Here is a 15,558-nt window from a genome sequence, read left to right as displayed (position 1 = left end):
TGTGCTCCCCTGCCATCGGATCGCCGTAGTACGGGCTTTCTTCCGACCTGACGCGGGCTCTCGCCTGTGTGCGGCCCCAACTCGGCTGCCAGGTCGGCTTCCCGCGCGGTAGCCGCATGCGTCGTTCGCGCGCCTGCCGCCGCACCGTATCGATCCTCTGTGGTTGCGGAGTATTGCTGTGCCCTGCTTTCTGTATCTGCTCGGACTGGCCGTCTTTGCCCAAGGGACGTCCGAGTTCATGCTGTCCGGTCTCCTCCCCGGCATCGCCGCCGATCTGGGTGTCTCGCTCTCGGCCGCGGGCGCGCTGACCTCGGCCTTCGCCGTGGGAATGGTCGTCGGCGCGCCGCTGATGGCGCTGCTGAGCCTGCGCTGGCCGCGCCGCCGCGCGCTGCTGGCCTTCCTGATCACGTTTCTGCTGGTCCACCTCGTCGGCGCGGTCACCACGAGCTACGGGGTGCTGCTGGCCACGCGGGTCGTCGCGGCCCTGGCCAACGCCGGGTTCCTGGCGGTGGCGCTGGCCACCGCGACGGCCGCGGTGGCGCCGAACGCCAAGGGCCGCGCCACGTCCGTCCTGCTCGGCGGCACCACCATGGCCTGTGTCGCGGGCGTACCGGCCGGTGCGTTCCTCGGTGGGCTGTGGGGCTGGCGCTCGGCGTTCTGGGCGGTGGCCCTGGTGTCGGTGCCCGCCGTCGTCGCGATCGTCCGGTCGGTACCGGCCGGGGAGGGCCGCGAAGCCGTTCTTGACGCGCCGGACGCCCACGACACGGCGCACGGCGACGGCACCACGGGCGCGCAGGGCCCGACGGGCACGCCCGGCGCGGCGGCCGTCCGCCGTGCGGCCGGTGCACGCCGGGAGCTCCGCGCGCTGCGCGCCCCGCGGCTGCTGGTCACCCTGCTGCTGGGCGCCCTGGTGAACGGCGCGACCTTCTGCGCCTTCACCTACCTCGCGCCCCTGGTCACCGGCGTCGCCGGCCTCGCACCCGGCTGGGTGCCGGCCGTGCTCGCGCTCTTCGGGGTGGGCTCCTTCGCCGGCGTCACCCTCGGCGGGCGGATGGCCGATGCCCGCCCCGTACGGCTCCTGGTGACGGGTGGGGCGGCCCTGCTCCTGGGGTGGGCCCTCCTGGCGCTGACGGCGGGGAGTCCGGCTGCGACGTTTGTGCTCGTCCTCGTCCAGGGAGCCCTCTCGTTCGCCGTCGGCTCCACCCTGATCTCGCAGGCGCTCTACGCGGCGACCGGGGCGCCGACCCTGGCCGGCGGGTTCGCCACGGCCGCGCTGAACGTGGGCGCGGCGATCGGCCCCTGGCTGGGCGGGGCCGCCCTGGCCGCCGGGCTCGGCTACCGGGCGCCGGTGTGGGTCAGTGCGCTGCTGGTGGCGCTGGCCCTGGTGGCGGGCGGGGCGGCCCGGCTCAGCCGGTCCCCGCGTAGCCGCGCATGCGTTCCAGCTCCGCCGCGACATCCGTGAGCGTGGCGCAGTCCGGAACGGGGCGCAGGTCGGGGTCCGCCACGGCGGTGTCCCGCCGGCGGCGCGGGTCCTCCAGGGCGTCGGCCATCGCGGACAGCGCTTGGGACAGCCGCTCGGACTCCTGTGCGCCGGGCCGGTGGGCGCCGTGGTCGAGGCGTACGGCGCAGGCGGTCGCCGCGTCGACGATGCGTTCGGCCGCGGTGACCACGGTCAGCCAGTCGGGGTTGCGGTCGCGGGCGGCGAGGAGTTCGGCCGCGGCGGTCTCCGCCGCGGCCCTGGCCTCCGCCAGCGCCCGGTAGGCGGCCCGGCGCAGCGCCAGCCGCCGGGTGGGGTCGGCTCCCGGCTCCGACTCCAGTACGTGCCGCAGGAACCGCTCGGTGGCGCGCAGCGCCGCGGTGACGCGCTGGCCGACCCTGCGGCGCGGGTCGGCGAGCCGGGGCAGATGCCCGACGACGAGGACGATGACGCAGGCGATGGAGGTGTCGACGATCCGCTCGCCGGCGGGGAGCGCGGTCAGATGGGGGTACTCCTGGCCGAAGGCCGTGGGGGCGGCCCCGCCGACGTCCACGAACGACAGCACCATGAGGGTGATCGCCACGGTCTGCAGCGCGAAGTGCCGGGTGGCGAACGGCAGCAGCGCACCGCCCGCACCGGCGACCAGCGCCGGCCACCACTCCCCGGTGAGCAGCAGCCCCGCCCCGGCGAAGACCAGCACCCCGGCCACGGTCCCGGCGAAGCGGTTGACCGTACGGGAGAACAGCGGGCCGAGGTCCGGCTTGACCAGGAAGGTGGCGGTCACCGGGAGCCAGTACCAGTGGTCGGCGCGCAGCAGCAGGGCCACCGAGGCGCTCGCGGCGATGCAGACGGCGACCCGGAGGCCGTAGTGCCGCCCCGCTGGGCCGAGCAGGCTGCGCCCGCGCCGGGTCCACCGCTGCGCGAAGGCGCCCAGCATGCGGCGGAGCGCGCGCACGGTCGGCACGACCCCGGTGGGACGGCCGGACGGGGACGGGGGCGGCGCAGGCTCCGTCGCCGCGTCCGCCTCCGCCTCCGGCTCCCGCACCGGCCGGGGCAACGGCTCGCGGCGGGCGAACACCACCGCCGCGTCCAGCAGCGCCTGGTCGAAGGCGCCGCGTGCGGCCGTGCTGGTCTCGGGGGCGGACAGCCGGCCCGGTGGCCGCCCGGTGCGCAGCGCCTCGGCGAACCGGCGGGGGCTCTCGGCGACCCGGGACGGCAGCGGGCGGGCCTCCCACAGCAGCGCGACGCTGGCCTCGCACAGCGCGGTGGCCGCGGCGAACCGCTCGGTCAGCAGCAGCTCTTCGATGCGCGCGGGGCGGCGCAGCAGCCGACTGGTCAGCCGGCGCAGCCGCAGGGCCTCGTCGGCGCGGTCCAGGGTCGCGGTGAGCCGGCGCCTGGCGGGCTCGGCACCGGGTCCGCCGGCCGCGCCCAGGGCGTCGGCGAGTGCGTCGAAGACCGTGGCGACCGCCGCCCGCTCACCGCTGAGCGCGCCGCCCGCGGGGCGTGGTGAGCGCAGTACGAGGCGCAGCAGAAGCAGCCACAGGCAGCCGGCGAGCACGTAGAGGGCCTTGGTCCAGGGCGCTCCGGGCAGCGGCATTCCGGCGCCGAGGATGGTGGTGGCCAGCATCTGCATACCGGCGTTGGAGCGCACCGGCCCCGCCACGCTGCCCGCGCCGGAGACATAGCCGACCGCGAACAGCGCCGGCACGATCCACCAGCCCGCACCGGCCGCCTGCAACGAGGCGCCGATCAGCATGCCGAGCGCCGAGGCGAGGGCCGGCAGGCCGATGTGGACGATGCCGGTACGGCGGGTGCCGGGGCGGTCGTTGACGCCGGCCAGCATCGAGCCGAGTCCGGCCAGCACGCCGGGCGCCGGATGGCCGGTCGCGATGCCCGCCCCGAGCAGCGGCCCCGCGCACAGCGCACCGCGGGCGACGGCGGCCCAGGGCACGGGCAGCCGCTGCCAGCGGAACGGGTGCGCCAACCAGGCGGGCACGGCGCGCGGCGCGCGGAGCATGGGCCTCCTCAGACGACGGCGTACGGATGGACGGCGAGCGGAATCCGAGGGGCGGCATCGGCCGACGGTGCTGCTACCAGCCTAAGGTCCGGGTTTGTCCGCACCACGTCCGGAGGGTTACCGCAAGATCACGAACGGCGGACGGGCGGGCGGCCTGCTTCGCCCTGGTGCTCCCCCGCGGGCGCGCGCTCCACCGGGCTCCGCCTACCATCCCGCCATGACGCTCAACACGGATGACGTATGGGTGATCGGCGCCGGCGTGATCGGGCTGACGTCGGCGATCGCGCTGGCGGAGGGCGGGCACCGGGTGCGGGTGGTGAGCCGGGACGCGGCGGCCGCCACGACGTCGGCGGTGGCCGGCGGGCTGTGCTGGCCCTATCGCATCCGGCCCTACGAGCGCGCGGTGCGGTGGTCCGTCAGGTCCTTCGAGGTGCTGGCAGAGCTGGCGCACAGGCCGCAGGCGACCGGTGCCCGGATGGTGACGGGCACGATGGCGAGCGCCTCGACGGCTCCGGGCGCCGCCGATGACGGTCTCGCGGCCTGGTACGCCGCCGTGCCCGGGCTGCGGCAGGCGGTCGCAGACGAGCTTCCCGAGGGGTGCGGGTCCGGGTGGCGGGCTCGTACACCGCTCGTCGACATGCCGGCTCATCTGCGCTATCTGGAGCGGAGGTTGGCGGCGGCGGGCGGGGGGGTCGAACGGCGCGAGGTGCGGTCCTTGGACGAGGCGGGCCGGACGGCTGCCGTGATCGTCAACTGCTCGGGGCTGGGCGCGCGGAGCCTGGTGCCGGATCGCGAAGTGCATCCCGTGCAGGGGCAGTTGGTGATCGTGGAGAACCCGGGCGTGCAGGAGTGGTTCGTGGCCGCGGAATCGGGAGCGGCGGATACCACGTATGCGCTGCCGCAGCCGTACGGCCTGGTGCTGGGCGGTACGGCGCGGGAGAACGCCTGGTCGCGGGAGCCCGATCCGGCGGTGGCCGACGCGGTCGTGGCGCGTTGTGCGCGGTACTTCCCGCAGGTGGCGCAGGCCCGGGTCCTCGCCCACAAGGTGGGGCTGCGCCCGGCCCGGCCGTCCGTGCGTCTGGAGGCGGAGCGGCTGCCGGGCGGAGCGCTGTGCGTGCACAACTACGGGCACGGCGGTGCGGGGGTGACCGTGGCGTGGGGATGCGCGGACGAGGTGGTGCGGCTGGTGCGGGACGCCTGAGGCGGTACGGCAAGGCCGGCCGGAGGCTCGTGCGCGGCGCGCAGCGCCAGGCCCAAAGGCCCGTGGAGGGCCGGTGGCTCCGGCCACCGGTCCTCCACGGAAGCCCAAGGGCTCGATTGCCGGACTAGCCGTCTTCCTTCACCTCGGCGGTGGCGCCGCTCGCGCTGCCGCCGGGCATGATCTGGAACTCGAAGTCCCCGTCGTAGCGTTCATGGCCCGCGATGACGGCCATCTCGACGGCCTCCTCGCCCTTCTGGCCCCGCACGATCAGCGGGTCGCTGCGCAGATCCCGCATCAGCGCCCAGCACATGACGATCATCACGAGCAGGAACGGCACCGCGACCAGGATCGTGAGGTTCTGCAGTCCGGTCAGCGCGTCGCCCGAGCCGCCGCCGATCAGCAGCATGATCGCCGCGACCGCACCGGTCACCACGCCCCAGAACACCACCACCAGCCGGCTCGGTTCGAAGGTGCCCCGCTGCGAGAGGGTGCCCATGACGATGGAGGCGGCATCGGCGCCGGAGACGAAGAAGATGCCGACCAGGATCATCACGAGGATGCTGGTGAGCGTGGCGAGCGGGTACTGGTGCAGCACGTCGAAGAGCTGGCCCTCCGGTGTGCTCGACCCGCTGAGCTGCTTGGAGTCCTGGAGCTTCATGGCCGAGCCGCCGAACACCGCGAACCACAGCAGGCTGACCACGCTCGGTACGAGGATGACCCCGCCGATGAACTGACGGATCGTCCGGCCGCGGCTGATCCGGGCGATGAACATGCCCACGAAGGGCGTCCAGGAGATCCACCACGCCCAGTAGAACACCGTCCAGCTGCGCAGCCAGCCGCCCACCTCGCTGCCGCTGCTGGCCTCCGTACGGCCGGCCAGCTGCGGCAGTTCGCCGATGAACGAGCCGATGGAGGTCGGCACCAGGTTGAGGATGAGGATGGTCGGCCCGACCACGAAGACGAAGACCGCCAGGATCAGCGCCAGCACCATGTTGATGTTGGACAGCATCTGGACGCCCTTGGCGATGCCGGAGACCGCGGACAGGATGAAGGCGATGGTCAGCACGGTGATGACGCCGACCAGCAGGGTGGAGCTGACGCTGTCCATCCAGCCGAGCACCTTGATGCCGCTGCCGATCTGCAGCGCGCCGAGCCCGAGCGAGGCCGCGGAGCCGAAGAGGGTGGCGAAGATGGCCAGGATGTCGATGACCCGGCCGCCCCAGCCGCTCGCCCGCCGCTCACCGATCAGTGGGCTGAACACCGCGCTCATCGTCTGCCGCCTCCCCCGCCGGAAGCAGCTGTACGCGATGGCCAGACCCACGACCGCGTAGATCGCCCATGGATGCAGCGTCCAGTGGAACAGCGTGGTGGCCATCGCCGTGTCCATCGCCTGGGCGGCGTCCTTGGGGTCGGTGCCCGGTGGTGGAGTGGTGAAGTGCCCCAGCGGCTCGCTGACGCCGTAGAACATCAGGCCGATGCCCATACCGGCGCTGAACATCATCGCGATCCAGGACACCGTGCGGAATTCGGGCTCCTCGCCCTCCTTGCCGAGGGTGATCCGGCCGTACTTGCTGACGGCCAGCCAGATCGCGAAGATCACGAAGCCGGAGGCGGAGAGCACGAAGGCCCAGCCGCCGTTGTCGATCACCCAGTTCAGCATCGTGGTCGACACGTTCTTGAGCGAGGTGGTCGAGGTCGCCCCCCAGGCGATGAACGCCAGGGTGAGCAGTGAGGTCACACCGAAGACCACACGGTCGGTGTGTGGGCGCCCGGTCCGCAGCGGGTCGACGGGGAGGTCCGCCACCGATGGCGCGCCACCCCCGTCTCCCGTCCCCTTGTCTGCGTTCGACACGTAGTCAACCTTTCAATAGCCCATATTTTCCTTACCCGTTACCCCCTACCACACCTCGGCAGACGTCCAGGGGCGTCGCGACCGTAAGGTGATAATCGGCCCGTCGGTCCAGCAGCAGCGGGATGAGGCCGCGCAGCGACTGGCGCAGCGGGACGAGCGCGCCGCCGTCACGGTCTCTCTTGTAGGCCACGCCGTGCAGGTCCAGCTCGTCCTTGAGCCCGGCGAACTGCGCGGCGTCCAGCCGGTAGCCGCAGGGCGGGTCGGACAGGATCCGGTCAACGGGGGCGGGTTCGTTGTCCGCGCCGGCGAGGTAGACCGCTCCGCGGTCGGCGTAGCCGGCGAGCCGGGCGGCGGCGGTGGCCGCTTCGACGCGGGCACGGTGCTGGTCGGCGAAGGCGAACAGGCCTTTCAGGGCGGACAGTTGGGATGTGACCCGGCGCCGGTTGTTGAGCGCGGGGTCGGCCTTCTCGGCGTCCGTGAGCGGGTCGACGCGGGTCTCGACGAGCAGCCCGACGGATCCCTTCACCCCGGCGGTGTTGCGCAGAATGCGCTCCTGGCCGTCGCCCGCGACCTGCTGGACGGGGTCGCCGGTCTCCGGGTCGGTCCAGATGCCGTAGACCCCGGTGCTGAATCCGGCGTTGCGGACGGCGGGCCCGAGGAAGTCGTCGAAGAGCGAGGTGGCTTCGCGGTGCACCGCGTCCGAGGTGTTGAGGTTGCGCGGCCAGAGCGACAGCACGTCCTTCATGTAGTACGGGGCGGTGGGGCCGTACTCGTGCAGGTCGTAGATGGTGTCGGGCCGGTTGTCGCGGATGACCGCGGCCATCGCGCGGGCCTCGGCGGTGCGCAGGGCGAGGTGGTCGCGGTTGATGTCCGCCCCGTCGGAGTTGCCGCGGGTGTCCGCGGCCCGGCCGTCGGGGTTGGCGGTCGGTACGACCAGCACGGTGGTGCGCTCCAGGAAGCGCCGGGTCGCCGGGTCCTTGGCGTAGGCGAGGTCGCGGACGGTGGTGAGGCAGGCCTCGCGGCCGGAGGGCTCGTCGCCGTGCTGGGAGCAGATCAGCAGGACGGAGTTGCCGCGCCGTACCTCCGCCGGGCTCTTGGGGGCCGGGGCGCCGATGCGGACGAGCTGCAGCGGGCGGCCCTGCCGGGTGCCGCCGATCCGGTCGATCCGTACGCGCGGCGTGGCGCGGTCGACGGTGGCGAGGAACTCCTGCTCCTCGGGCTGACTGGTCCAGCGGGCGCCCTGGCTGGTTTCAAATCCCGTACGGGGTATCCGGTTTCCGGCGGCGCCGGCGGGCGAGGCCGACAGGGCGGCGCTGAGCGCGGCGGTCAGGGTGAAGGCCAGGGTCCCGAGGGCCAGGCGGCGGGAGCGGAGTATCACGAGAGGGTGCCTCCCTTGGTGGAGCGGTGGGGGGTGGGGGTGCGGTGGGGGTGGGGCCGGGCCGCCCGCTGCGGGGCGGCCCCGGTCATCCGGCGTGCGGCAGCCGGCTGATCGAGTGCGGCGGGGCGATCCCGTACCGCGGGCCCGTGTCCTCCGCCTGCCGGGGCGCGCCCCCGGTGGCCCGTGCGAAGGCCGGGGTGCCGCCGGTCAGCGGCAGTTGGGCGGAGGTGCGGGCCAGGTCGAGGGTGAGCCGCGGCCGGGAGGCGGGCGGGTCGATCAGGCCGGCGTCGGTCCCGCCCACGATCAGCGCGAGCCGGTGTCCGGCGGGCACGATGTGGTCGCTCGCGGCCAGGCCCAGGGTGATGGTGTAGGGCTTGCCGGGGGTGAGCGGGCGGCCCTTGCGCGGGTCGGCGTAGTTGCCGAGGTCGGCCCAGCCGCGGCTGAAGACCGTGTGCGCCACCTGCCGGGTGTCGGCGGCGGTCTCCTTGAAGCAGCCGGTGTCGCCCTTGGTCCCCTCGCCCCAGCAGGTGGCCCGGTCGAGGGTGGTGATGCCCTCGCCCTCGTCGGCGTAGTCGCGGATGGTGTCGGGGCCGAGGTCGACCAGGACGGCGGAGAGGTGGGCGGTCGTGGTGCTGGGCGTGGCGGTCACGGTGACCGTGCCGGAGCCGGACAGCCGCAGCGGTGCGCGCAGCGGCCCGGTGGTGAACCCGGCCTTGGCCGCCGTCGGTTCGTCGAGGTGCGCGGCCCAGTCGGCCTCGCTCAGCCGCGGGTCGTCGGTGAAGGTCTCGGTCGTGCCCGGAGGGGCCTGCTCGGTGCCCAGGACGCCGACGCCGGGGGCGCTGCCGGCGCGCGGCCGGACGGTGGTGGCGGAGGTGCCGGGTGCGGGCCACTGCGGGTCGTTGGTCCACGTGCCCGGCGAGCGTTCGATGTCGGCCATCGGGGCGCGGTCGATGCCGTTGTCGTAGCCCATCAGATAGTGGTCGAACCAGTGGTGCAGGGTCTTGACCCAGTCCGCGCGCCGGTAGTCGAAGGGGTCGACGTGCCCGGTCTGGGAGAGCCAGATCTTGCGCTCGACGCCGTGTCGGGCGAGCGCGTCCCACCACTGGCCGACGTTCCGGGTACGGACGTTGAGGTCCTGCATGCCGTGCACCATGAAGACGCTGGCCCGGACCTTGCGCGCATTGCGGACGTGGTCCCGTTCGGTCCACAGCCCGGTCCAGTCGCCACTGCGCGGCGCGCCCTCGACGAGCTGGCGCTGTACGGCGGCGCAGCCTCGTTGCGCGTCGGGGCTCTCGACCAGGTGCGCGAGGGAGTCCGGGCCCGAGCCGTAGAGCGGGGCGCCCTTGGCGAAGTAGTAGTCGTACCAGGAGGAGATGCCGGCGATCGGGACGATGGTCTTGAGGCCCTTGACGCCGGTGGCCGCGACGCCGCTGGCGATGGTGGCGTCCCAGCTCTTGCCGATCATGCCGGTGCTGCCGTTGGACCAGTCGGCCGTGACGGGTCTGCCTCCGCTGCGGGCGGTGTAGGCGCGGCCCCGGCCGCCCAGCCAGTCGACGACGGCCCTGGCCGACTGGATGTCGTGGCGGCCGCCGACGTCGACGCAGCCGTCCGACCGGTTGGTGCCCGCCAGGTCGACCAGGACCGTCGCATAGCCGCGCGGCACGAAGTAGTTGTCGTAGTAGAGCGGGAACTGGACCGGCCGGCCCCGTTGGTCGTAGGTCTTCTTCTGGCTCTCGTTGCCGCGTCCGCAGCAGGAGTAGTACGGACTGGCATCCATGATCACCGGGACCCGTCGGCCCTGCCGGGCGGGTTCGGAGGGCCGCACGATGTCGACGGCGACGCGGTCGGTGCGCCCGTCCTCGTCGCCGTCCAGCCCGGTGTCGACCCAGACCGAGGCACGTATCGCGCGGTCGTAGGAGTACACGGGTCTGCTCTCGCCGGGCGCCGCCTGCGCGGTGGCCGGCCCGATCAGGGCGGACAGCAGGGCGACGACCGCTGCCAGCACGAGCGCTGTGAAGGGCATGCGGGGGAACCGCGCAGGATTCGTCACGGGCGGACCGTAGCGCGGCTCAACTCGCAAGCGTAAGAGTGCGGGTGACCGCGGCCGCGCGTTCGGTGGCGGATGGGGGCCTGTGGCGTGAAGGACCACCGGGGCAGATGGTGGTTCATGTCGGTCATATGTCAGATCGGGCCATGTACATGACTCCGGCCCGAAGGACTGCATAAGGTCTGAAGCGAGCCATCCCCCCTACGAGTTGGAGGACTCGTGCGTCACAGACTCCTCGTCCCGGGCGCGGCCGCGCTCAGCCTGCTGCTGGCGATCCCGGCATCGGCGGCCAGTTTCTCGCCCGGCGCTCCCGGTGTGGGCGACACCTACTACCCCGAGAGCGGAAACGGCGGATACGACGTTTCCCACTACGACCTGCGACTCAAGTACCAGCCGAAGACGGACCTGCTGGAGGGCACGGCGACGCTGCTCGCCAAGACCACCCAGGACCTCTCCCGCTTCAACCTGGACTTCGGCCTGAAGGTCAGCGAGATCCGGGTCAACGGCAAGAAGGCCGCCTTCGCCACGTCCGGCAAGCACGAGCTGGAGGTCACCCCGGCCACGCCGCTGGAGAAGGGCCGGCAGATCAGCGTGGTGGTCCGCTACGCGGGCAAGCCCTCCGAGCTGAAGATAGACGGCTACTCCGCCTGGGCCCGTACGCCCGACGGCGGTGTGGTGGCGCAGGAGCCGGACGCCGCCGTGTGGTGGTACCCGAGCAACGACCACCCGACCGACAAGGCCACCTACGACATCTCGGTGGCGGTCCCGGACGGCACCCAGGCCCTGAGCAACGGCGTACTGGCCTCGCAGTCCTCCAAGCTCGGCTGGACGCGCTACAACTGGCGCTCGGACAAGCCGCAGGCGACGTATCTGACGACGCTGGCCGTCGGCAAGTTCGACATCACCACCGACAAGACCGCGAACGGCCTGCCGGTGATCAACGCCGTCAGCAAGGACCTCGGCGCGAACGAGGGGTCGGCGCGGGCGAGCATCGAGCGCACCACCGAGATCACCGAGTGGCTGGAGAGCGTCTTCGGCCCCTACCCGTTCAACGCGGTCGGCGGCTACGTTCCCAACGTGCCGGCCGGGTACGCGCTGGAGACCCAGACCCGCCCCTTCTACGGCAAGAAGGCCTTCGACCGCGGCACCAACGTCTCGGTCGTGGTGCATGAGCTGGCCCACCAGTGGTACGGCGACAACGTCTCGCTCAAGGACTGGAAGGACATCTGGATCAACGAGGGCTTCGCCGCCTACAGCCAGTGGCTGTGGTCGGAGAAGGAGGGCGAGGGCACCGCTCAGGAGCTGGCGGACTACGTCTACGCCCAGCACCCGGCCGATGACCCGTTCTGGAAGGTCAAGCCGGGCAACCCGGGCGCGGAGAACCAGTTCGACGGCGCCGTCTACGACCGTGGCGCGCTGACCCTCCAGGCGCTCCGCAACAAGGTCGGCGACAAGGTCTTCTTCACCATCCTCAAGTCCTGGCAGACGGAGCACACGTACGGCAACGCCTCGGTGGCCGACTTCGTGAAGTTCGCCGAGCAGAAGTCCGGCAAGCAGCTGGCCGACTTCTTCGACACCTGGCTGTTCCAGTCGCAGCGGCCGGCGGCGGGCGCGGCCAAGCAGGCGCTCGGCGCGCAGCGGGGGCCGGTCGCCCAGCCCAAGTCGTGGAAGCAGATCGCGGCCACGCACGACGTGCACGGGGCGCACGGCCACTGATCCGGTGGACGGGTGAACCGTCCGGAGCCGGGGGCGGCGGGTATCCCGTCCCCCCGGCTCCGTTCGTGCGCGGCTACGTCCGCGCCGCCCGGCGGGCCCGGCGCGCGATCGGCATGAAGCGCAGCGGCTCCGGCAGGGCCGGGACCACCGTGCGGACCACCCGCCCGAAGCGGCGCAGCCGGCGCTCCTGCGCATCGGTCCACTCCAGGCCGATGGCCTGCCGGGCGTCCGGCGGCATCAGCCCGATCGTGACGAACCGCCGGAAGCGGGCGAACCGCGGGCGCAGCCACGGCCAGCTGAGCCGGAGCAGCAGCCGCAGCCAGCGCGGGCCGCGGTCGGGGACCGGCAGCGGCGGATCGGTCGCGATCAACTCCCGTACCACCACGGTGGCTTCGAGGTCGTTGTCGAGGACCTTGCGGTAGTACGGCCAGAACTCCTCGATGGTCTGCGGCATATCGCGGTCGTGGATACCCAGGATCCGGCCGACCTGGAGCCACTCCGCGTAGAGCTGTCGCTCCTGTGCCTCGGTGAAGGGGCGGCCGAGGTAGCGCTGGGCGTGCCGGAAGACGGGGTAGCCGGTGGCGTGCACCCAGGCGTAGTAGGCGGGCGTCAGCGCGTGGTACCTGCGGCCGTGGGCGTCGGTGCCCTGGATGGTCCTGTGCAGCCGCCGCAGCCGCCGGCCCTCCTCGGCCGCGCCCTCACCGCCGTACACCCACAGCTGCAGCGAGGTCAGCGAGCGCTCGCCGCGGCCCCACGGATCGGTGCGGAAGACGGAGTGATCGTCCACGCCGGCGCCCACCGCCGGGTGCGCGACCTGCATCGTCAGCGCCGGCGGCAGGGTGAGCAGCATGCGGATGTCCCCGACCATCGACCAGAGCACACCTCCGACCGGCGGGGGTTTTGGGTATGTTTCCACCGTATTCATGGTATTAGTCATCATACGGCCGCTCTCGGCGGCCCGCGGGCAGGGGGTCCCTCCCTGGCCGGCGCGTCTTCCCCAGGCCACCGTAACGCCGGCGCCGCGGCCCGCCACCCGACCGCCCCACGGCTACTCCGCCCCACTCGCCCGGCTACCGGCCTGGAACCCGTCGCCCCCGCTCGCGACCGCGGCCGGTCATGCGCTTCGCTCGGTAAATCCCGTTCCCCTCCATCTCGTTGCCCCCGGATGGTTACCTCGAAGTAACCCCAGCTGATTTGATGTGCGTCGCCGGAACTCACCCCCACCCCACAGGGAGTCCCCGTGTCGCCTTCTCCGCTGCGCGTGTCCCGGGCCGCCGCGGCGGCCGCCGCCCTGGCCGCCGTCACCCTCGCCGCCGCGTCCCCCAGTTCGGCCGCCACCGCCCCTCATCTGAAGGTACTCACCTACAACGCCTTCCTCATGAGCAAGAACCTCTACCCCAATTGGGGCCAGGACCACCGGGCGCAGGCGATCGCGGACGCCGACTTCTTCCAGGGCCACGACGTCGTCGTCCTCCAGGAGGCGTTCGACAACTCCTCCTCCGACGCCCTCAAGTCCCGGGCCGCGGCGCAGTATCCGCACCAGACCCCGGTGGTCGGCCGCAGCAAGGACGGCTGGGACGCCACCGGCGGCGCGTACTCGGCCACCACTCCGGAGGACGGCGGGGTGACGCTACTGAGCAAGTGGCCGATCCTGCGCAAGGAGCAGTACGTCTACAAGGACGCCTGCGGCGCGGACTCCCTCTCCAACAAGGGCTTCGTCTATGCCGTGTTGGACGTCAACGGCACCAAGGTGCATATCGTCGGCACCCACACCCAGTCCACCGACTCGGGCTGCAAGGCGGGCGAGGCGGCCGCGGACCGCGCCGAGCAGCTCAAGGAGATGGACGCCTTCCTGGACGCCAAGAACATCCCGGCGGACGAGGAGGTCATGGTCGCCGGCGACCTCAACGTCGACTCGCACAGCGACGAGTACAACGCGCTGCTCGGCAACGGCGACCTGGCTCCCGCCGACAGCCGCACCGGCCACCCGTACTCCTTCGACACCCAGGACAACTCCATCGCGAAGTACCGCTACCCGGACGACCCCCGCGAGGACCTGGACTACGTCCTGCACCGCAACGGCCACGCCCGGCCCGCCGGATGGCGGAACGAGGTGGTCAAGGAGGAGTCGGCGCCCTGGACGGTCTCCAGCTGGGGCAAGGACTACACGTACACCAACCTCTCCGACCACTACCCGGTGATCGGCGGCTGACCGGTCGCCCGGGACAGCGCGAGGGCGGTCGCAGAGGCCTCTCGACCTCTGCGACCGCCCTCGATACCTCGGGTGTCCGCTACCGCGCGGCTACTTCGTCAGCTCGCGCTCCTCGGCGATCCGGGCGACCCGGCCGCGGACCGCGAACCAGCCGGCGACCAGCGCGGCGCCGATGACCGGGATCAGCAGCACGGTCTGCCGGCCGACACCGTCGTCGAACCACATCAGCACGATGACGCCGACGAGGAAGACGATGGTGGCGATGTCGGTGACCGGCGTACCCGGCAGCCGGAAGCGCGGGCGCTCGACCAGACCGGCCTTGGCACGGCGCACGAACACCATGTGGCAGATCATGATCGTGCACCAGGTGCTGACGATGCCCAGCGCCGCGATGTTCAGCACGATCTCGAACGCCTGGCCCGGCACGACGTAGTTGAGCCCGACGCCCAGCACACACACCGCAGCGGTCAGCATGATGCCGCCGTACGGCACCTGGTTGCGGTTCATCTTGCCGACGAACTTCGGCGCGGAGCCCGCCATCGACATGGAGCGCAGGATGCGGCCGGTCGAGTAGAGCCCGGAGTTGAGGCTGGACATCGCCGCGGTCAGCACGACCAGGTTCATCACATCGCCCGCCGCCGGGACACCGACGTTGGACAGCACCGTCACGAAGGGGCTCTCGCCGCCGGTGTACTTGTTCCACGGCAGCAGCATCGCGAGCAGCACCACGGAGCCGACGTAGAAGATGCCCACCCGCCACATGATGGAGTTGACGGCCTTCGGCACGACCTTCTGCGGCTCACCGGTCTCACCTGCGGTGACACCGACCAGCTCGACCGCGGAGTAGGCGAAGACGACACCTTGGAGCACGATCACCACGGGGAGCAGGCCGGTCGGGAAGAGGCCGCCGTGGTCGGTGATCAGATTCAGCCCCGGCGTATGGCCGTCGACCGGGTGCTGGGTGGCCAGCAGGAAGATGCCGATGAACATGAAGACGACCAGTGCGGCGACCTTGATGATCGCGAACCAGAACTCCAGCTCACCGAAGATCTTCACCGAAATCAGGTTCACCGACAGCACGACCGCCAGGGCGATCAGCGCCATCACCCACTGCGGGATGTCGGTGAACAGGCTCCAGTAGTGGGTGTAGAGCGCGATCGCGGTGATGTCGGCGATACCGGTCGTCGACCAGTTGACGACGTACATCCAGCCGGCGACGTAGGCACCCTTCTCACCCAGGAACTCACGGGCGTAGGAGACGAACGAACCGGACGAGGGGCGGTGCACCACCAGCTCGCCCAGGGCCCGCACGACGAAGAAGGCGAAGAGGCCGCAGACGGCGTAGGCGACGGCCAGCGCGGGTCCCGCGGAGTGCAGTCGTCCGCCGGCACCCAGGAAGAGGCCGGTTCCGATCGCCCCACCGATGGCGATCATGTTGATGTGCCGGCCCTTGAGGCCCTTGCTGTAGCCCGCATCGCCCGCATCCTGCTGCGCGGCGCTCCCCCCGTCAGGTGACCTGTGGGCTGTCTCGGTGACGGTTTCTGTGCTCACTGCTGGTGAATCTCGCTTTCGGGCAGGCGTCGCCTACGGGGCAGGCGCTCGAGCGATGGCCGGATCCCGCGGATCGCGCGGCGGCCGACGGCACACCTTCCCCGAAG

General features: G+C 72.0%; 10 protein-coding genes. 4 read left to right on the top strand and 6 right to left on the bottom strand.

The window, feature by feature from the left end:
- Positions 1–178: 178 nt before the first annotated feature.
- Positions 179–1,462: an MFS transporter gene (locus WAB15_RS33550; protein WP_407288541.1), complete on the top strand. Its 1,284-nt coding sequence runs from the start codon at positions 179–181 to the stop codon at positions 1,460–1,462.
- Here the strand turns inward: WAB15_RS33550 and WAB15_RS33545 are convergent.
- Complete coding sequence (locus WAB15_RS33545; RefSeq protein ID WP_407288540.1) at positions 1,407–3,494, bottom strand: FUSC family protein; 2,088 nt, start codon at positions 3,492–3,494, stop codon at positions 1,407–1,409. The two genes, WAB15_RS33550 and WAB15_RS33545, sit on opposite strands and share 56 nt — an antisense overlap.
- 217 nt (positions 3,495–3,711) lie before the next feature.
- On the opposite strand from WAB15_RS33545, the gene WAB15_RS33540 reads away from it, so the two are divergent.
- A complete protein-coding gene (locus tag WAB15_RS33540; RefSeq protein WP_407288539.1) occupies positions 3,712–4,695 on the top strand; it encodes an FAD-dependent oxidoreductase in 984 nt (327 codons plus the stop codon).
- 124 nt (positions 4,696–4,819) lie between these two features.
- Here WAB15_RS33540 and WAB15_RS33535 read toward each other — a convergent pair whose 3' ends face one another.
- The 3 genes from WAB15_RS33535 to WAB15_RS33525 form a co-directional block, all read right to left on the bottom strand.
- A complete protein-coding gene (locus WAB15_RS33535) occupies positions 4,820–6,499 on the bottom strand; it encodes a BCCT family transporter (RefSeq protein WP_399150276.1) in 1,680 nt (559 codons plus the stop codon).
- 79 nt (positions 6,500–6,578) lie between these two features.
- A complete protein-coding gene (locus WAB15_RS33530; protein WP_407288538.1) occupies positions 6,579–7,925 on the bottom strand; it encodes a M14 family metallocarboxypeptidase in 1,347 nt (448 codons plus the stop codon).
- A gap of 85 nt (positions 7,926–8,010) precedes the next feature.
- Positions 8,011–9,948: a Xaa-Pro dipeptidyl-peptidase gene (locus WAB15_RS33525; protein ID WP_407288537.1), complete on the bottom strand. Its 1,938-nt coding sequence runs from the start codon at positions 9,946–9,948 to the stop codon at positions 8,011–8,013.
- A 243-nt stretch (positions 9,949–10,191) separates the two neighbouring features.
- On the opposite strand from WAB15_RS33525, the gene WAB15_RS33520 reads away from it, so the two are divergent.
- Entirely contained in the window at positions 10,192–11,688 is a 1,497-nt protein-coding gene (locus tag WAB15_RS33520; RefSeq protein ID WP_399150226.1) for a M1 family metallopeptidase, read from the top strand.
- A gap of 73 nt (positions 11,689–11,761) precedes the next feature.
- Here WAB15_RS33520 and WAB15_RS33515 read toward each other — a convergent pair whose 3' ends face one another.
- Entirely contained in the window at positions 11,762–12,613 is an 852-nt protein-coding gene (locus tag WAB15_RS33515) for an oxygenase MpaB family protein (protein ID WP_407288536.1), read from the bottom strand.
- 315 nt (positions 12,614–12,928) lie between these two features.
- Between WAB15_RS33515 and sph the strand changes: the two genes are divergently transcribed.
- A complete protein-coding gene (gene sph, locus WAB15_RS33510) occupies positions 12,929–13,900 on the top strand; it encodes a sphingomyelin phosphodiesterase (protein WP_407288535.1) in 972 nt (323 codons plus the stop codon).
- Between the two features lie 90 nt (positions 13,901–13,990).
- Here the strand turns inward: sph and WAB15_RS33505 are convergent, their stop codons facing one another.
- Positions 13,991–15,451, bottom strand: a complete 1,461-nt coding sequence (locus WAB15_RS33505; RefSeq protein ID WP_399150229.1) for an amino acid permease — start codon at positions 15,449–15,451, stop codon at positions 13,991–13,993.
- Positions 15,452–15,558: the final 107 nt, after the last annotated feature.

Source organism: Streptomyces sirii, from assembly GCF_045690365.1.
In the GTDB taxonomy this organism is placed as follows: domain Bacteria; phylum Actinomycetota; class Actinomycetes; order Streptomycetales; family Streptomycetaceae; genus Streptomyces; species Streptomyces sirii.
Note: the sequence above shows the minus strand (reverse complement) of the source record. Positions and strands in the feature narration are given on the sequence as shown.

Excerpts from the sequence above, each read along its gene's own strand:
- WAB15_RS33545 (WP_407288540.1), bottom strand. The coding sequence starts at position 3,494 with ATGCTCCGCGCGCCGCGCGCCGTGCCCGCCTGGTTGGCGCACCCGTTC.
- WAB15_RS33525 (WP_407288537.1), bottom strand. The coding sequence starts at position 9,948 with ATGCCCTTCACAGCGCTCGTGCTGGCAGCGGTCGTCGCCCTGCTGTCC.
- WAB15_RS33540 (WP_407288539.1), top strand. The coding sequence starts at position 3,712 with ATGACGCTCAACACGGATGACGTATGGGTGATCGGCGCCGGCGTGATC.
- WAB15_RS33515 (WP_407288536.1), bottom strand. The coding sequence starts at position 12,613 with ATGAATACGGTGGAAACATACCCAAAACCCCCGCCGGTCGGAGGTGTG.